The organism is Staphylococcus sp. MSU001 (assembly GCF_052976705.1).
Window position 1 is genome coordinate 190,410 of sequence record NZ_JBRIKK010000001.1, and the last position, 17,958, is coordinate 208,367.

General features: G+C 31.0%; 16 protein-coding genes and 1 pseudogene. 13 read left to right on the top strand and 4 right to left on the bottom strand.

What is annotated here, in order from left to right:
- Nucleotides 1-88: 88 nt before the first annotated feature.
- The 5 genes from ACVBFA_RS00825 to ACVBFA_RS00845 all read left to right on the top strand — a co-directional run bounded on the left by ACVBFA_RS00825 (nt 89) and on the right by ACVBFA_RS00845 (nt 7,584).
- The gene (locus ACVBFA_RS00825; RefSeq protein ID WP_002476128.1) at nt 89-748 is read left to right on the top strand and encodes a response regulator transcription factor; all 660 of its coding nucleotides are present in this window, start codon (nt 89-91) and stop codon (nt 746-748) included.
- Complete coding sequence (locus tag ACVBFA_RS00830; protein ID WP_002446426.1) at nt 745-2,115, top strand: HAMP domain-containing sensor histidine kinase; 1,371 nt, start codon at nt 745-747, stop codon at nt 2,113-2,115. The genes ACVBFA_RS00825 and ACVBFA_RS00830 overlap by 4 nt, the downstream gene beginning before the upstream one ends.
- A 411-nt stretch (nt 2,116-2,526) precedes the next feature.
- Entirely contained in the window at nt 2,527-5,331 is a 2,805-nt protein-coding gene (locus tag ACVBFA_RS00835; protein ID WP_002446425.1) for a 2-oxoglutarate dehydrogenase E1 component, read from the top strand.
- 18 nt (nt 5,332-5,349) lie between these two features.
- Entirely contained in the window at nt 5,350-6,612 is a 1,263-nt protein-coding gene (sucB, locus tag ACVBFA_RS00840; RefSeq protein WP_002476124.1) for a dihydrolipoyllysine-residue succinyltransferase, read from the top strand.
- Between the two features lie 141 nt (nt 6,613-6,753).
- Nucleotides 6,754-7,584, top strand: a complete 831-nt coding sequence (locus tag ACVBFA_RS00845; RefSeq protein ID WP_002446423.1) for an ATP-binding cassette domain-containing protein — start codon at nt 6,754-6,756, stop codon at nt 7,582-7,584.
- An 829-nt stretch (nt 7,585-8,413) separates the two neighbouring features.
- Here ACVBFA_RS00845 and ACVBFA_RS00850 read toward each other — a convergent pair.
- Complete coding sequence (locus tag ACVBFA_RS00850; protein WP_001831077.1) at nt 8,414-8,587, bottom strand: hypothetical protein; 174 nt, start codon at nt 8,585-8,587, stop codon at nt 8,414-8,416.
- 200 nt (nt 8,588-8,787) lie between these two features.
- Here ACVBFA_RS00850 and ACVBFA_RS00855 point away from each other — a divergent pair, with 200 nt between their 5' ends.
- The 5 genes from ACVBFA_RS00855 to brnQ3 all read left to right on the top strand — a co-directional run bounded on the left by ACVBFA_RS00855 (nt 8,788) and on the right by brnQ3 (nt 14,226).
- Nucleotides 8,788-9,597 (top strand): VOC family protein, encoded by an 810-nt coding sequence (locus ACVBFA_RS00855; protein ID WP_002491006.1) that lies wholly within the window; start codon nt 8,788-8,790, stop codon nt 9,595-9,597.
- Between the two features lie 24 nt (nt 9,598-9,621).
- Nucleotides 9,622-9,825, top strand: a complete 204-nt coding sequence (locus ACVBFA_RS00860; protein WP_001831030.1) for a DUF6501 family protein — start codon at nt 9,622-9,624, stop codon at nt 9,823-9,825.
- 177 nt (nt 9,826-10,002) lie between these two features.
- On the top strand, nt 10,003-10,794 hold the full coding sequence (locus ACVBFA_RS00865; RefSeq protein ID WP_002457650.1) for an ATP-binding protein: 792 nt from the start codon (nt 10,003-10,005) through the stop codon (nt 10,792-10,794).
- 12 nt (nt 10,795-10,806) lie between these two features.
- Nucleotides 10,807-12,696 (top strand): vWA domain-containing protein, encoded by a 1,890-nt coding sequence (locus tag ACVBFA_RS00870; RefSeq protein WP_126122561.1) that lies wholly within the window; start codon nt 10,807-10,809, stop codon nt 12,694-12,696.
- Nucleotides 12,697-12,882: 186 nt separating this feature from the next.
- Nucleotides 12,883-14,226, top strand: coding sequence for a branched-chain amino acid-like transporter carrier protein BrnQ3 (gene brnQ3 / locus ACVBFA_RS00875; protein ID WP_002457648.1), 1,344 nt, complete (start codon nt 12,883-12,885; stop codon nt 14,224-14,226).
- 75 nt (nt 14,227-14,301) lie between these two features.
- Here the strand turns inward: brnQ3 and ACVBFA_RS00880 are convergent, their stop codons facing one another.
- Genes ACVBFA_RS00880 through ACVBFA_RS00890 form a run of 3 tightly spaced genes read right to left on the bottom strand, consistent with a single transcriptional unit; the run spans nt 14,302 to nt 16,390 of the window.
- Entirely contained in the window at nt 14,302-15,432 is a 1,131-nt protein-coding gene (locus ACVBFA_RS00880; protein ID WP_126122565.1) for a toxic anion resistance protein, read from the bottom strand.
- Between the two features lie 22 nt (nt 15,433-15,454).
- The gene (locus tag ACVBFA_RS00885) at nt 15,455-16,081 is read right to left on the bottom strand and encodes a 5-bromo-4-chloroindolyl phosphate hydrolysis family protein (RefSeq protein WP_033862497.1); all 627 of its coding nucleotides are present in this window, start codon (nt 16,079-16,081) and stop codon (nt 15,455-15,457) included.
- Between the two features lie 39 nt (nt 16,082-16,120).
- Complete coding sequence (locus ACVBFA_RS00890) at nt 16,121-16,390, bottom strand: acylphosphatase (protein ID WP_126122560.1); 270 nt, start codon at nt 16,388-16,390, stop codon at nt 16,121-16,123.
- Between the two features lie 158 nt (nt 16,391-16,548).
- On the opposite strand from ACVBFA_RS00890, the gene msaA reads away from it, so the two are divergent.
- The 3 genes and pseudogenes from msaA to ACVBFA_RS00905 all read left to right on the top strand — a co-directional run.
- Nucleotides 16,549-16,857 carry a regulatory protein MsaA gene (gene msaA, locus ACVBFA_RS00895; RefSeq protein ID WP_002446415.1) on the top strand — a complete coding sequence of 103 codons (309 nt, stop codon included), beginning with the start codon at nt 16,549-16,551 and terminating at the stop codon, nt 16,855-16,857.
- A 180-nt stretch (nt 16,858-17,037) separates the two neighbouring features.
- Nucleotides 17,038-17,238 carry a cold shock protein CspA gene (gene cspA / locus ACVBFA_RS00900; protein ID WP_001831260.1) on the top strand — a complete coding sequence of 67 codons (201 nt, stop codon included), beginning with the start codon at nt 17,038-17,040 and terminating at the stop codon, nt 17,236-17,238.
- 418 nt (nt 17,239-17,656) lie between these two features.
- Nucleotides 17,657-17,857: pseudogene (locus tag ACVBFA_RS00905) on the top strand (hypothetical protein); the annotation flags it as partial.
- Nucleotides 17,858-17,958: the final 101 nt, after the last annotated feature.

Here is a 17,958-nt window from a genome sequence, read left to right on the forward strand (position 1 = left end):
ACTAGTTTCATAACAAATCATTTACAATTTTGAATTACATCTTTAGAAATACGAGTTAATTGTTTAAGATGTAGCGTGAGGTGCAAATATGACAAATATTTTAATCGTAGAAGATGAGCAAAATCTTGCTAGATTTATAGAGCTTGAATTAACTCATGAAAATTATACTGTTGATATAGAGAATGATGGAAAGGCAGGTTTGGACAAAGCATTATCTAAGCCCTATGATTTATATATTTTAGACTTAATGCTTCCAAACATAAATGGTCTAGAAATTTGTAGACAAATTCGTCAAAAAACAACTACTCCCATTATCATCATTACTGCAAAAAGCGAGACATATGATAAAGTAGCTGGGTTGGACTATGGGGCAGATGACTACATTGTAAAACCCTTTGATATAGAAGAATTGCTTGCAAGAATAAGAGCGGTATTGCGCAGACAGCCAGATAAAGATGTTTTAGATATCAATGGTATTATCATTGATAAAGATGCCTTTAAAGTTACTGTTAATGGCCATCAATTAGAATTAACTAAAACAGAATACGATTTACTATATGTTTTAGCTGAAAATCGTAACCACGTCATGCAACGTGAACAAATTCTCAATCACGTATGGGGGTATAATAGTGAAGTAGAAACGAATGTCGTTGATGTTTATATTCGTTATTTACGTAATAAACTCAAACCTTTTAATAAAGAAAAATCCATAGAAACAGTACGTGGCGTAGGGTATGTGATTCGATGATTAAGCGTCAAAAATTAAAATATAAATGGATGCTTATTACGACGCTCATTACCTTCACGACAATATTACTTTTCTGCTTAATTATTATTTTCTTTTTAAAAGATACTTTACGAAGTAGTGAAATTGACGAAGCTGAAAGAAGTTCAAATGATATCGCCAATCTGTTCCATTCAAAATCTTTAAGTGATATATCTGCATTGGATTTAAATGCATCCTTAGAAAATTTTCAAGAAATATTGATTTATGATGATAAGGGTAGAAAGTTAATTCAAACATCAAATGATAATACACTTGCTTATGATAACAAAATTGATTTCAAACATCCTGAACGTATACATATTCATAGAAGCCACGGTATTAATTACTTAGTAATAACTGAACCTATACGTTCGAAGGAATTTTCTGGATACAGTGTATTAGTCCATTCTCTTCAAAATTATGATAATCTCGTTAAATCACTTTATATCGTTGCACTTGCTTTTGGATTAATTGCAACCATTATAACCGCCGGCGTGAGTTATATCTTTTCTTCGCAAATTACTAAACCAATAGTTACAATGTCCAATAAAATGAATCAAATTAGAAGAGATGGTTTTCAAAATAAACTTGAATTAACTACAAATTATGAAGAAACAGACAATTTAATTGATACCTTTAATGAAATGATGTATCAAATAGAAGAATCTTTTAATCAGCAACGTCAATTTGTCGAGGATGCTTCACATGAATTAAGAACGCCACTACAGATTATTCAAGGTCATCTCAATTTAATTCAACGTTGGGGAAAAAAAGATCCAGCAGTTTTGGAGGAATCTTTGAATATTTCAATTGAGGAAGTGAATCGAATAACAAAACTTGTCGAAGAACTACTTTTACTTACCAAAGATAGAGTCAATCATAATGTTTTGGAATGTGAAAATGTAGACATAAATAGCGAGATTCAGTCACGTGTGAAGTCACTGCAACACCTACATCCAGATTATACCTTTGAAACACATCTTGCTACTAAACCTATCCAATTAAAAATTAACCGTCATCAGTTTGAACAACTTTTACTCATATTTATTGATAATGCAATGAAATACGATACTGAACATAAGCACATTAAAATTGTTACTCAACTAAAAAATAAAATGATTATGATTGATATTACTGATCATGGTATGGGTATACCAAAAGCTGACTTAGAATTTATCTTTGATAGATTTTATCGTGTAGATAAATCACGTGCACGTAGTCAGGGAGGCAATGGATTAGGACTATCAATAGCTGAAAAAATTGTACAACTTAACGGTGGTATGATTCAGGTTGAAAGTGAACTACAAAATTACACGACTTTCAAAATCAGTTTTCCAGTACTAAATTAAATAAATAGTATTATTTAAGTAACGAATGATTACGATCAAACAAGGGACAAATAAATTATTACAGGCTTAGATATTAACAATCCTTAAACTAGTACTATAAATGATTAAATCCATTGACACCTATCATTATAAATAAAGATTACGGACATTATACTAAGATGCTGATTAGAATAGCTATATCATGTCATACTAATGAAAGGAACTTCTTCACAAAAGTTCTCTTACTATAGACTTGACAATCTAAACTTGATAGATGGAGATAGCGATCATACGGGAGCGAGACTATGAATTTGGAGTAAATTCTGTCTTGCTCCTATTTTGTATAATAATAGGTAAATGTACTTTAACAATATATGAAATAATGCTATGATAACCATGTAAGCGTTTCATCATTTTTGTGGAGGGTGTTAAATGACTAAGAACAAGAAAGAATTTACAGAGGCTCCTGTAAACTTCGGTGCAAATCTTGGCCTTATGCTAGATTTGTATGATGATTATCTACAAGATCCATCATCCGTACCTGAAGATTTACAAGTCTTGTTCAGTACAATTAAAACAGGTGAAGCTCATATCGAAGCTAAACCTACCACTGATGGGGGTGGTTCACAAGCGGGAGATAGCACAATTAAACGTGTTATGCGCTTAATCGATAATATTCGTCAATACGGACATTTAAAAGCAGATATTTATCCAGTAAATCCTCCAGAGCGTCAAAATGTTCCTAAATTAGAAATCGAAGATTTTGATTTAGATAAAGAAACTTTGGAAAAAATATCATCTGGAATTGTCTCTGAACATTTTAAAGACATTTATGACAATGCCTATGATGCAATTGTTCGTATGGAAAGACGTTACAAAGGACCGATAGCTTTTGAATACACTCACATTAATAATAATAAAGAACGTGTGTGGTTAAAAAGAAGAATTGAAACGCCTTATAAAGCAAGTTTAAACGATAATCAAAAAAAAGAACTTTTCAAAAAACTCGCACACGTAGAAGGTTTTGAAAAATATTTGCACAAAAATTTTGTTGGGGCTAAACGTTTTTCAATTGAAGGTGTCGATACGTTAGTTCCAATGCTTCAACACACAATCACATTAGCAGGTAACGAGGGGATTAAAAACATTCAAATCGGTATGGCTCACCGTGGACGTTTAAATGTATTAACGCATGTCTTGGAAAAACCTTATGAGATGATGATTTCAGAATTTATGCATACAGATCCAATGAAGTTTTTACCAGAAGATGGTAGTTTAGAATTAACTTCAGGTTGGACATCAGATGTGAAGTATCACCTAGGTGGCGTTAAAACGACTAACTCATATGGAATAGAACAACGTATTTCTTTAGCGAATAATCCAAGTCATTTGGAAATCGTTGCACCCGTTGTTGCTGGTAAAACAAGAGCAGCACAAGATAATACACATCAAGTAGGAGGTCCATCTACCGACTTCCATAAAGCAATGCCGATTATTATACATGGTGATGCGGCATATCCAGGTCAAGGTATTAATTTTGAAACGATGAACTTAGGTAGTTTAAAAGGATATTCTACAGGTGGTTCACTTCATATTATTACAAATAATAGAATCGGTTTTACAACTGAACCTTTTGATGGACGTTCAACAACGTACTCTTCCGACGTAGCTAAAGGTTACGATGTTCCAATACTACACGTAAATGCCGATGATGTAGAAGCAACAATTGAAGCTATTGAAATTGCAATGGAGTTCCGTAAAGAATTTCATAAAGATGTAGTTATTGATTTAGTAGGTTATCGTCGTTATGGGCATAATGAAATGGATGAGCCTTCTATTACTAATCCAGTTCCATACCAAAATATTAGAAAACATGATTCAGTTGAAATTTTATATGGTAAAAAGTTAGTTGATGAAGGTATTATTTCTGAAGACGAAATGAATGAAGTCATTGACAGTGTTCAAAAAGAAATGCGAACAGCACATGATAAAATTGATAAAAATGACAAAATGAATAACCCAGATATGGAAAAACCAGAATCACTCCAACTACCTTTACAAAGTGATACGAAAGATTTCTCATTTGATCATTTAAAAGAAATCAATGATGCAATGCTTGATTATCCAAAAGATTTTCATGTACTGAAAAAGCTCAATAAAGTACTTGAAAAACGTAGAGAACCTTTTGAAAAAGAAGGGGGGCTCGTCGATTGGGCTCAAGCAGAGCAACTTGCTTTTGCAACCATATTACAAGATGGAACTTCAATTCGTTTAACAGGTCAAGATAGTGAAAGGGGAACATTTAGTCATAGACATGCTGTGCTTCATGATGAAGAAAATGGTAATACATTCACGCCATTGCATCATGTACCTCAACAACAGGCTACTTTTGATATTCATAATTCGCCGCTATCTGAAGCAGCTGTAGTTGGATTTGAGTATGGTTATAACGTCGAAAATAAAGGTAACTTTAACATATGGGAAGCTCAATATGGCGACTTTTCTAATATGTCTCAAATGATGTTTGACAATTTCCTCTCAAGTTCTCGCGCAAAATGGGGTGAGCGTTCAGGTTTAACACTTTTCTTACCACATGCTTTTGAAGGGCAAGGACCAGAGCATTCATCGGCACGCTTAGAAAGATTTCTACAATTAGCCGCTGAAAATAATTCAACTGTAGTTAATCTATCTAGTGCAAGTAATTACTTCCATTTACTACGTGCGCAAGCCGCTAGTTTAGATACATTAGAAATGAGACCATTAATTGTCATGTCACCTAAGAGTCTTTTAAGAAATAAAACAGTAGCTAAACCTATTGATGAGTTTACATCTGGCGGTTTTAAACCTATCATCACAGAAGATATCGATGAACAAAAAGTCAAAAAAGTGATTTTAGCATCAGGAAAGATGTATATTGACCTAAAAGAATATTTAGCTAAAAATCCTAACGATTCTATTCTTCTCATAGCAGTAGAAAGATTATATCCGTTCCCAGAAGAAGAAATTAAAGAAGTATTAAAATCGTTACCTCATCTTGAAAATGTGTCATGGGTTCAAGAAGAACCTAAAAATCAAGGTGCATGGTTATTTGTGTATCCTTATCTAAAAGCACTTGTTGCTAATAAATATGATTTAACTTATCACGGTAGAATACAAAGAGCTGCACCTGCTGAAGGCGATGGAGAAATTCATAAACTTGTACAAACTAAAATTATTGAAAGTAGCATTAACAATTAACTAGGGGGAAAAATAAGTATGGCAGAGGTAAAAGTTCCAGAATTAGCAGAATCAATCACAGAGGGTACCATTGCAGAATGGTTAAAAAATGTAGGCGATAATGTAGATAAAGGTGAAGCTATCTTAGAACTAGAAACAGATAAAGTTAACGTCGAAGTAGTTTCTGAAGAAGCTGGGGTATTATCAGAACAATTAGCCGAGGAAGGCGATACAGTTGAAGTAGGTCAAGCTGTAGCTGTAGTAGGAGAAGGACAAGTAAACACATCTAGCGATAGTTCTAACGAATCTTCACAAAAAGATGAAGCTAAAGAGAAAGAAACGCCAAAACAATCTAATTCGAATTCTAGTGAAAGTAAAAATACACAAGATAATAGCCAACAACGTATCAGTGCAACACCATCTGCACGTCGACATGCACGTAAAAATGGCGTTGATTTAAGCGAAGTATCCGGAAAAGGCAATGATGTTTTAAGAAAAGATGATGTTGAAAATAGTCAAAAATCTTCGAGTGAAACAGCTAAAAGTGAAAGCAAATCACAAAACAGTGGTTCTAAACAAACCAATAACAATCCATCAAAACCTGTTATTCGTGAAAAAATGTCTCGACGCAAAAAAACTGCTGCAAAAAAATTATTAGAAGTATCAAATCAAACAGCTATGCTTACTACATTTAATGAAGTTGATATGACAAACGTTATGGATTTACGTAAACGTAAAAAAGAGCAATTTATCAAAGACCATGATGGTACTAAATTAGGATTTATGTCCTTCTTCACTAAAGCTGCCGTTGCAGCTCTCAAAAAATATCCTGAAGTAAATGCTGAGATAGATGGCGATGATATGATTACTAAACAATTTTACGATATCGGCATTGCAGTATCCACTGACGATGGATTACTCGTACCATTTGTTAGAGATTGTGATAAGAAAAATTTTGCAGAAATTGAACAAGAAATCGCTAATTTAGCCGTAAAAGCTCGTGATAAAAAATTAGGCCTTGATGACATGGTTAACGGTTCGTTTACCATCACTAATGGCGGTATCTTTGGCTCAATGATGAGTACACCGATTATAAATGGTAATCAAGCAGCTATCTTAGGTATGCATTCAATTATTACACGCCCAATTGCAGTTGATAAAGATACAATTGAAAATCGTCCAATGATGTATATCGCATTAAGCTATGATCATAGAATCATCGATGGGAAAGAGGCTGTAGGATTCTTAAAAACCATTAAAGAACTCATTGAAAATCCTGAAGATTTATTACTTGAATCATAATTTGGAACCTAACATACTTAAAAAACAACGACGTAAATCGTCGTTGTTTTTTTGTTTAATATGCACTAGGTATTAGGAAAATTGAACTATTTATTGATAGAATATATATTAAACGTATACTATATTTATTAGGAGTAAAAAATGTCACTTAGTGCTATTGAAGGAGTTCACATTACAAAACAATTTAATAAGCAAAACATACTTAATGATTTAAATTTTAGAGTACCGAAACATTCAATAACGTTAGTAAATGGTAAAAATGGTTCAGGTAAAAGTATAACTTTAAAAATTATTGCTGGTTTAATTACTCAATTTGATGGATCATTATTAATAAATGGCAAAATTAGTTATGCTGTAGATATCTTTCCTAATAATTTAAGTTTAACGATTAACGAATATTTTGAATTTCTATTAAAAGTTCATTCTAATAATCAAACTAAAGTCAAACTTAATTACCTTATAAATCATCTTAAATTATCGTCATTTTTGAACCAAAAATTAAAAGACTGTTCAAAAGGTACAAAGCAGAAAGTCAATGTTATTCAATGTTTAATTAAAAACGCTGACATATATATTTTAGATGAACCATTTTCTGGATTAGATCAGAATGCTACAAAATTTCTGATAAATTATCTAGAGTGGTTAAAATTATCATCAACAATTATTTTAACATCTCATGAATTGAATCAACTTATAAATATTACTACGCATATCTTAAATATTGAAACAGGTATTTTTTATATTAACGATATAAATAAAAATCATTTAGTAGTTACTTCAAAACTAATTGTAGTTAAAAATGATTCTGTTACAATTAACTTACTAAAAGAAATACAAAATCAAAAAATTACATATACTGACAATAACAAAATATCCATCCAAACTAATCAAAACGATTTGAATTTAGTACTGAAACAATTAATCGTGCATAACTGTGAAATTCTTGAGATTAAGGATGTGAAAAACTTTTGATTGCATTTACACAATATCAGTTTAGAAATTATTTTAAATCTTATCAATTTATACCACCTATACTCTTCTTTGTGATATGGATCATCATTCAATATTTATACAAAGGTCAACCTATTCTTTCTAGTTATGCATCTAGCAGTATAGGCTTATTGATTATCTCGTGTTGGTTAACTATTAGCATTTGGAATTTAGAATCTTTGAACGAAAAATATTTGCTCTTTACCCAATTAGAATCTAAATTACTTTTTCTCATTAGTAAGTGGTTTTTCATATCTTTAATTCATTTAATGTTAATTTTACTATCTTTATTCTACCCATTAATACTAAATAGGTTTTCCGAAGATATTACTCTCAATCAATATATAATCGCACTAACGTTACATATTGTTGTAAGCATTATTGGGATGCTCATTTCTACTTTAATTCATAATATTAATTTCTTATCTTATAAGTACACTTTCCTATTTATAGCGCTTATAATAATTGTTAGTCTCAGTCGTCCTTCTTTAGTACAATCATATTCATTACTGAATTATATATTATGGGCAGTTCCTCCAATTGGAGATTTAATTACACTTTTTAAATCTGATACCCCTGATAATGCTATGTTGCTAATAAAAACTTTTACTATCTTTATTTATATTATAATCTTAATTGGTTTAAATATTATGATTTTCACTAAATCAGATCAAAAGTAATTTTAAATATAAGAATCGTTCATTCTAATAAAAAACTAAAAATAGTATCGAATGCAAATAAAAATACCTGTGAAGAAATTAAATAGCACCGATTTCTTTACAGGTAAACTATAACTTTTTAAATTCATCCATCATTGAGCAAGAAATATAACTTCTATAATCGCTAAGATAATAAACACAACAAATGCGATAGTAAAATATTTAAATCTTGGTTGTTGTTTATGATTTAAATTTGTAAATACCTCAATTGCGGAATAAACTGCTATTAGTACAGTAACTGCAAATATAATCCATAAATTAGACATACTCATGCCTCCTTGATTACTTCTTTAATTACATTTTAATACATACAAAATATTTAGCCAATCTGTATGTTTTATTTTTCTAATAAATAATAAATCAACAACAAATAAATATCTATCTTTATATGAGTGTTCATCATATTCAAGTGTTACAAAATACGTTATAATGTTATCTGTAAAGATAAATAGAGGAGTGTCAGTTAATGAGTGGACTTAGAAGTGTCACTTTAGGAACGAACGATTTATCTAAAACGAAAGAATTATTTAACCACATCATTGGTTTACAACATTCAACTAAAAATGAACATGCCATAAGATTTGGTGACGCTAATTTAAGTCCTGGAACGCGTGTTCACTTTGTTGAGGTTCCAGAGGAAGATTATAAAAATCCACACATAGATAGTGTTGGACTTAGAACACCTTCTGATTCTGGATTAGTAGAATATCAAACTATTTTTGACAAGTTTAATATATCCTATAGTTCAATCACTGAACTTAATGGACTTAAACATTTCACTTTTAAAGATCATAATCAACAAAAATTTGATATTTATTCTAACGAGTTAAATACTGGTATAGGCTTAGGTATGCCTACTTTCGATAGTCCTGTTAACCCTTTACATCAAGTTCAAGGCTTAGGTCCAGTCATTATTAAGGTGAACGAGTTATCTGTCACCACTTCTATTCTCACACAAGTATTTCAATTAGATTTATTTGCTGAATATCTTCCACATGAAGATGCACAACAACCTATTCAAGTGTTTCGTATAGGTGAAGGTGGTCTTGGTGGTGAAATCCATTTATTTGAAAGCGATGAAGATATTCAAATGAATACACACGGGCCTATTGAGCAAGTGGAATTCTCTACAAGTGATACTCAATTGTATCTTCAAGCAAAAAATCGTTTAGATGAGATAGGTGTTCCATATCAAACTCTTGAACAGGATACTTCAGAATCTCTTAGAATCACTGAAAATAGTGGCATTTCATTTATTTATACACTTGAAAAGTAAATATGATTTAAGGATGGTTATTACATGTTACATGAAACTTGGAAAGAACGTACACCAATTAAAAAAGTAGAAGTGACAAATACTGATGCCAAAAAATTTACAGTTGCAGATATGCTAACTATCGGCAAACAGTATGATGTTATTAACGAAACTGAAGAATATTATCAAATTATAGATAATTCAGGTTTAGTAGGTGGCTATTACAAAGACTACTTCAAAGAGATATAATTTAATCTCTTTCAACTAAATACGTTATCATTGCAATGGATATATTTTTCAATCATCAGTTTACATTAACTCAATAATGACTAAATAAGTCATTTATTTTAATCATTTTAAATAAGACTAAGACTATGCACCAAAAACTAATGTCTTAGTCTTTTTTAACATTAAAGGATGGGAATTATGGTACAAACAGTTTACAAAAATTCAGATCAAACAGTTTTTGAGGATGCTAAAGCTTTATTTCAATTAAATAAGAACATACTACTAAAAGGGCCAACAGGATCAGGAAAAACCAAGCTTGCCGAAACGTTAAGTCATGTTATGAATTTACCTATGCATCAAGTTAATTGTTCAGTAGATCTAGATACTGAAAGCTTATTAGGTTTTAAAACAATTCAAACTAATGAAGAAGGTCACCAAGAAATTGTCTTCATTGATGGTCCTGTAATAAAAGCAATGAAAGAAGGTCACATTTTATATATAGATGAAATTAATATGGCAAAACCGGAAACATTACCTATACTTAACGGTGTATTAGATTATCGACGTCAATTGACAAACCCTTATACTGGTGAAGTGATTAAAGCAGCTCCTGGATTTAATGTAATTGCTGCTATTAATGAAGGTTATGTAGGAACATTACCAATGAATGAGGCTTTAAAAAATAGATTTATCGTCATAGAAGTAGATTATATAGATGGTGACATTCTTAAAACAGTCATTAAAGAGCAAAGTAAATTACAAGATGAACAATTGATTCAACATATCATTAAATTTAACGAAGATTTACGTACTATGACCAAGCAAGGTCAAATTTCTGAAGAGGCTGCAAGTATTCGAGCTTTAATCGACCTTAGTGATTTAGCAACTGTCATGCCTATTGAACGTGCGGTACAACGTACAATTATTGATAAATTAGAGGATGAGCGAGAACAACAAGCGATACTTAACGCTATCGAGCTTAATTTTTAAAGAGGGATAAAAATGAGTGATCGTTTTATAAAATTCAACGATGAACAATTAGATGCAAAACAAGTAATGATGTTACAAGACTTAGCACGTTTACTTTTAAAAAATGAACAAACACAAGTTAAAATACAAAAATTCCCTTACTATAATCCTTATAGTAATACACTCATTGCGAGTTGGTTTTGGTCTCATAGACCGAAACATATTGAACAAGCTGGACTGAAAACAGATGTCTTACTCGCAACGTATGGATATCTGAATATGAATCTTTCAATCATCAATCAAGTTTTACACAACAATGATTTCGAACACCCTAAGTTCTTTCATCAATTATTTAAACTTTTAGAGGATGTACGTATATTTGAACATATTAGACAACAAAGACCTAGCACTACAAAAATGATTGATTTACGCATAGAAACACGATTATCTTTCACAGAATCTCAAATTAATTTTTACAAAACTAAAACTGTATATACTGATTTACTTTTTCTTTATTTAGAGCATGCATTTTTAAGTCAAAACTTTTTTAATATTCCATCCATACATCCAGCATTTGATGACATTTTAGTTCATATGTATCAGTACTTACCAAATATTTTTCAGAATCATACATCAGAAGATAATATGTATTTAGCAGAACGTATCATGTATCAAGTGGATGATTTATTAAAGGAAGATATGCTAAATGAATATTACTACTTACCTCAAAAATTATATGAAGATATTTATGCAGATAGTTTTGAAGACTTAAAACGTACAGATGCGAGCAATACTGATGGTAAAGATAATCATCAGACAGAGGAAGATGTAGAAACAGCTGAAGCTGAAACAAAAGCCGCAGACAGTGAGTCTAAAGGCGGGGCATATTTAGAAATGGAGCTACATGAGGGTGAAAACAGTGAAGTTATGGCTGATAATGATACGGCTCGAGAAGGTGACAGCACTGATGATATGACTGATATGATGACCAAAAAAGGTAAAGGGTCAGAAAATACACTTGATCACGATGAAGGTGGATTTACAGGACAAAACCAGACTTTTGCTTTAAAAGGCATTAATAAAGACGTAAGTATTGAATGGAATATCCCTGATATTACACCGCAAAATGTGATAGATTATCAATATTCAAAAAATGATGTACAGTTTGAAATTAAAGATTTAATACAAATTATCGAAAAGACCATCGACAGAGAACATGAAGATGAAAGACACAATTTAACAAAGGGACGCTTACAAAAAGACCTTATTAATTGGTTTATTGATGATCAATTTAAGTTATTTTACAAAAAACAGGATTTAAGCAAGACTTTCGATGCAACATTTACATTACTCATCGATGCATCAGCGAGTATGCACGATAAAATGGATGAAACGATCAAGGGTGTCGTTTTGTTCCATGAAACTTTAAAATCTTTGAATATTAAACATGAAATACTAGCATTTAATGAAGATGCTTTTGAAGCTGACGAACGTCAACAACCAAATATCATTGATGAAATCATTAATTATAATTACTCTATCTTTGAAAAAGAAGGCCCACGTATCATGACATTAGAACCTCAAGATGATAATCGTGATGGCGTAGCTATCAGAATTGCGAGCGAGCGTTTATTACAAAGAAGTCATGAACAACGCTTTTTAATCGTATTCTCAGATGGAGAACCGTCTGCATTTAATTACAGTCAAGATGGTATTTTAGATACGTATGAAGCTGTTGAACGTGCGCGCAAATTTGGTATAGAAGTATTTAATGTCTTTCTTAGCCAAGAGCCAATTACTGAAGACATCGAACAAACCATTCATAACATATATGGCCAATTTGCTATATTTGTCGAAGGCGTGGAACATTTACCGAGTCACTTATCACCATTACTAAAAAAATTGTTACTTAAATCTTTATAAAAGTTAGTTTATCAATTCAAAATTTCTAACTTGTAACTTCATTAATATAAATCATTACGTATTTTTGACGAAGTAATTACATCAATTGTATAATGTTTTAATTTTCTGAAATTTTATATAGACTAATATTTCTTTATTATGATAGAATATTGAATGTTGCATTATTAGATAAAAAGGAGCAGCATTATGAATAAAAATACGTGGATTATAGGCTTTACTTTATTCGCTATGTTTTTTGGCGCAGGTAACCTTATATTTCCAACACAACTTGGACTCGAAAGTGGTCATTTCTTTTGGCCAGCCATACTAGCCTTTGCACTTACGGGTATTGGATTACCGCTTCTTGGCGTTGTGGTAGGCGCGCTTGATAAACATGGTTATATTGGGTCTTTTAATAAAATATCACCACGATTTTCATTAATATTTTTGATTATCATCTATCTCACTATAGGACCATTATTTGCGATACCACGTACAGCTTCAACTTCATTTGAAATGACTGTTACTCCTATTGCACATAATAGTGGGAATTTAGCATTATTTATTTTTACAGTAATCTATTTTTTAATCGTTCTTTATTTATGCTTGAATCCTAATAAGATGATAGATCGTATTGGTTCATTACTTACACCTTTATTACTTATTACCATTGTCGCTATGATCATTAAAGGTTTTGTAGATTTTGGTGGACATTCTTCAAATTACGGCATGACAAATGCTTATCATTCCAATTTAAGTGGATTTTCACAAGGATTTACACAAGGTTACCTTACAATGGATGCTATTGCTTCTATTGCGTTTTCAATGATTGTTGTTAATGCGATTAAAACAACAGGAATACAGCATGCTGATAAAATCTTTAAACAGACCATTATTGCTGGTCTCATAGCTGCAATCGCATTAGTATTTATATATATTTCGCTAGGGTACATAGGCAATCATATCAATATTCCTTCAGATACTCTAAAGGAATTGAAAGCTAAAGATCAAAATATAGGGACGTATTTACTCACAACAATGGCAACGAAGGGCTTTGGTACTTTCGGAAAATACTTACTTGGTATTATCGTATCATTAGCATGTTTAACTACTGCTTGTGGATTAATCGTATCAGTAAGTGAATATTTCCATAGAATAATACCTAAGATACCTTATAAAGTATTTGTGGTGTTTTTCATTTTAGTTAGTTTCATTTTAGCTAACCAAGGACTTAATTCCGTAATTAAAATGTCAGTCCCTGTACTCAGTGTAATCTATCCAGTGGCTATTACAGTTATTTTGTTAATACTCATTGCTCGCTTCATACCTACAAAACGTATTGCACAACAAATACCGTTAATTATTGTAGCAATTGAATCAATCTTAAGCTTAATAACGACACAAGGGTGGATACGTATTTCATTTATAGATAGTTTACCTTTAAAAGAATATTCACTTGAATGGTTCCCAATTGCTGTTGTAGCAACTCTTGTTGGTTACATGATTAGTTATTTTGTTAAACAATCTAACATTGTATATCAAAAAGAATAAGTAAATTTAAAATAAAAAGCACTCGTCAAATAAGTGATAGACTAAATCTAAATCACATGTGACGAGTGTTTTTTATTATTTGCGCATAGATAATAGATGCTGCTTCAAATCTTGTTCTAATTCATTAAGTTCCTTCTCTGCAACTTGACGTTTCTGCCTACCATCTTCTTGAATTTGAAGTGTTTGTTCAATTGTTTCAATAATGTCATTTTGTGTTGTCTTTAACGTTTCGATGTCAACGATGCCACGCTCATTCTCAGCTGCCGTTTCAATAGCGTTTTTCTTTAACATTGACGCATTTTGAGTAAGTAACTCATTCGTAGTATCGGTAACCGAACGTTGTGCTGAAACAGCATTTCTTTGTCTCATCAAAGTAAGGACAATAGCCATTTGATTTTTCCATAAAGGAATACTTGTTAAAATTGAACTTTGAATTTTTTCGGCTAAAGCTTGGTTGACATTTTGTATCATACGGATTTGAGGTGCAGTTTGAATAGCAATTTGCCTAGATAATTGTAAATCATAAATGCGCTTATCTAAACGATCAACAAACTGTTCCATATCAGCAGTTGCCTGAATGTCCATTTGATTACCAGTTTGATGCGCTTTTTCTCGTAACTGGGGTATGGTTTCTGTCAATATTTCTTTTTTCTTTTTCTGAGCCGCTAAGATATATAAAGAAACGTTATCAAAATATGTTTTATTTTCCTGATATAATTGATCAAGAAATTCAACATCTTTAGTTAACTGATCTTTATGTTTTTCTAATTGAATAGTAATACGATCAATTTGAGAACTTACAGATTGCATTCTAGAAAACACTTCATTAATAGAAGCTTTAGTACGTCTAAATAAACGCTTTAATCTAGATTGTTTTTCTGGATTTATGTCATTTGGATTTACAGATTTTAATTTTCCCATTAATTGACTTAAAGTTTCCCCAACTGGTCCCATATCTTTTGATTGAACGTCATCTAAAATTTGATGAGAAAAATGAGACATCTTTTGTTGAAGATTAGCACCATATTTTAATAATCCTTCATGGTTAAGTGGCTCAATTTGCTCACTTATTGATTTAATTCTTTGTTTATCATTTTCAGTTAATTGCATTTCAAGATCTTCAGCGATTGTATGATGATCAGTTGATTGATTATCCATATAGTAATCAAGTGGATGTGACCGATTACTACTTTGTTCACTTACCATCTCACTCATCTCTCCATTTCTATTAATTATTATGTCGACGTTGCTGTTCTAATCTATTTAATTCTATTTCAACATCTAGTCGCTCATAATCTTCCTCATTAAGCCTTTTAAGATCAGCAATGAGCGTTCTTTTTATTTCATCCAGAGTAATACGTGTTTGTTCTAATTTTAGCTTTTCATCTTGCGACTTACGTGGCATTCTTGCAAGACGTGTATACGAGTCTATTAAGTTAAGGGCATTATCTAAATGAGAATAGAAAAAGCTTTCAACTTTAAAAAACATCGCGGGTCTTTGCTTAATGCTTGTATGAATAGAACGAGAAATTCGATATATATCATTTACTTGTCTAAAATCTTTGATTGAACGAATATTAATAAATGACTTTAAGATAGTTCTAATTTTAGTATGTGCATGATGAAGCTGTGATTGAACATATCTGTAATCTCTTCTTGATAAACCAATTTCATTAAGATACTTTCGTGAAGTGAGCCTTTGCGTAGGGAAGTATGATGCAATGAAACTACCAAAACTGATAAGCATGTCTATAATGAATGATAAATCCAACGCAAAAACAGTAATAAGCCAAACAATAAAGGCCACTGGTATACCCACTAACACTCCAAATATACGTGAAATGTTATATCTCAAGTGTCATCTTCCTTTATATTAAAGTCTTATATTATAAACCTAAATTGTCTTAAACTCTGATAAAGATTCATCAAGGTCTAATTCTTCAATATTGTAATTAGACACTTGTGAAGCCGGTGAAGCACCTTGGATCACAGAATCAATAAACTGTTCTAATTTTGTATCGTCGCCCTGAGCATATATATCTACATAGTCCTCAACATTTTGGACTGTACCTTTAATATTAAATTGATGAGCAATACGTTGCGTGTAAAATCTAAATCCTACACCTTGTACTGTACCAAAAACTTGAATATGTTTACGTTGCATAAAATCACCTCTTGTCTTTATTATACGTATTTTAATTGTAAAAAACTAATATTTGCTATTCAAAAAATTGTTTATATCACAAGGCTTGAAACTTGATTTTAAAACATGAAAAGTTAAAATTATTGTTGTAGCTTTATAGTAGGGAAGGGGAAATTATTATGTGGACAGTAGTCAAGATCAGGGCTGACTACGAAGGTTGGTGGCTATTTGATGATTGGCCACAAAAAATTGTGGAGCAATCAGAATTTACTACATACGAACAAATGATGGAGTATTACATAAATGTACTAAACCATAGTAAGAAATGTTACGACAATTATGTAGTAGGGAAGTATAATATACATGCTTTTTACAACAATTGTGATTTAAACTTTTGTGAAGACTGTGAGGAAGATTTACAAATATTTTATAGTTTTATTATTTTAAAAAATAATGAGGTTTATTTTAATCTTCCAAAAATAGATTGAATGATAATTTTCTATAATTGTATTGCAATTTAGCTATGACTAAACTATAATGATTATTAAGCAATTGTTTTATTCCATATTGCAAAGAATATTTGATTTATATTAGATTTTAGACATGTATTTTTTGTAATATGCGAATAATGCATATTGAAAGAATTTAGTCTTGGAGGTTTCAGAGTTATGAAACAAGGTACAGTTAAATGGTTTAATGCCGAAAAAGGTTTTGGTTTCATCGAAGTTGAAGGAGAAAACGACGTATTCGTACACTTCTCAGCAATTAACCAAGAAGGATACAAATCATTAGAAGAAGGTCAATCAGTTGAATTTGAAGTAGTTGAAGGCGATCGCGGTCCTCAAGCTGCAAACGTTGTTAAACTATAATAAATAGATTGTAATCATTGACTTTAACTAACACCTTACCAAGCAGTAAGGTGTTTTTTATATCAATACATACCGTATCACAGAAAGAAATTAATTTTAATTTCTTTCTGTTTTTTATGCCCAAAATAAGAATTATGACTATCTCATTATTTTTTTGCATGTCTGTGTTTAAAGAAAAGCATAACTTCTCCAAAACTTCCATTAAATAATATAGTCTCCAATATAATCATTTATTGATTTATTATTTTAAGCTCTTTATAATATAAGTAATAAGTAGGGTAAAGGATATATTGTTATGCCAAATCCTTTTAAATTATTGCAGGTTTCAATTGGTCGTTTTTATTTTGGTTACCGTGGTCGTTTCATTAAATGGTAAATTTTAAAATTAAAAAATTAAGACTAAATAATTTATTCATATATCAGTATGATTTTATGTTATGTGGTCATAAAGATTACAGACAATATTAATAAAATCAAGTTTTTCCCTTCAAATTTCACAAATTTAGATACCGATAAAAGTTTTATTTTAAACTTATCAATAATGAGCTCTATTACTATTGTTTATATAATCATTATTTACCTCTTAGCAATTAGGATTTTCAGAAAAATTCAATTTTAAATTTCATTTAATTTAAAGTAAGTAAAAACGCCTCGGATAGATATACTGAACCTATCCAAGGCGTTTTTAAATAGATTTTAAGCGAAATCATATTGATAGTA

Excerpts from the sequence above, each read along its gene's own strand:
- ACVBFA_RS00825 (WP_002476128.1), top strand. The coding sequence starts at position 89 with ATGACAAATATTTTAATCGTAGAAGATGAGCAAAATCTTGCTAGATTT.
- ACVBFA_RS00880 (WP_126122565.1), bottom strand. The coding sequence starts at position 15,432 with ATGGTAAGTGAACAAAGTAGTAATCGGTCACATCCACTTGATTACTAT.
- ACVBFA_RS00845 (WP_002446423.1), top strand. The coding sequence starts at position 6,754 with ATGTCACTTAGTGCTATTGAAGGAGTTCACATTACAAAACAATTTAAT.
- msaA (WP_002446415.1), top strand. The coding sequence starts at position 16,549 with ATGTGGACAGTAGTCAAGATCAGGGCTGACTACGAAGGTTGGTGGCTA.
- ACVBFA_RS00855 (WP_002491006.1), top strand. The coding sequence starts at position 8,788 with ATGAGTGGACTTAGAAGTGTCACTTTAGGAACGAACGATTTATCTAAA.
- ACVBFA_RS00870 (WP_126122561.1), top strand. The coding sequence starts at position 10,807 with ATGAGTGATCGTTTTATAAAATTCAACGATGAACAATTAGATGCAAAA.
- ACVBFA_RS00835 (WP_002446425.1), top strand. The coding sequence starts at position 2,527 with ATGACTAAGAACAAGAAAGAATTTACAGAGGCTCCTGTAAACTTCGGT.
- ACVBFA_RS00850 (WP_001831077.1), bottom strand. The coding sequence starts at position 8,587 with ATGTCTAATTTATGGATTATATTTGCAGTTACTGTACTAATAGCAGTT.
- sucB (WP_002476124.1), top strand. The coding sequence starts at position 5,350 with ATGGCAGAGGTAAAAGTTCCAGAATTAGCAGAATCAATCACAGAGGGT.
- ACVBFA_RS00890 (WP_126122560.1), bottom strand. The coding sequence starts at position 16,390 with ATGCAACGTAAACATATTCAAGTTTTTGGTACAGTACAAGGTGTAGGA.
- ACVBFA_RS00860 (WP_001831030.1), top strand. The coding sequence starts at position 9,622 with ATGTTACATGAAACTTGGAAAGAACGTACACCAATTAAAAAAGTAGAA.
- brnQ3 (WP_002457648.1), top strand. The coding sequence starts at position 12,883 with ATGAATAAAAATACGTGGATTATAGGCTTTACTTTATTCGCTATGTTT.
- ACVBFA_RS00865 (WP_002457650.1), top strand. The coding sequence starts at position 10,003 with ATGGTACAAACAGTTTACAAAAATTCAGATCAAACAGTTTTTGAGGAT.
- cspA (WP_001831260.1), top strand. The coding sequence starts at position 17,038 with ATGAAACAAGGTACAGTTAAATGGTTTAATGCCGAAAAAGGTTTTGGT.
- ACVBFA_RS00830 (WP_002446426.1), top strand. The coding sequence starts at position 745 with ATGATTAAGCGTCAAAAATTAAAATATAAATGGATGCTTATTACGACG.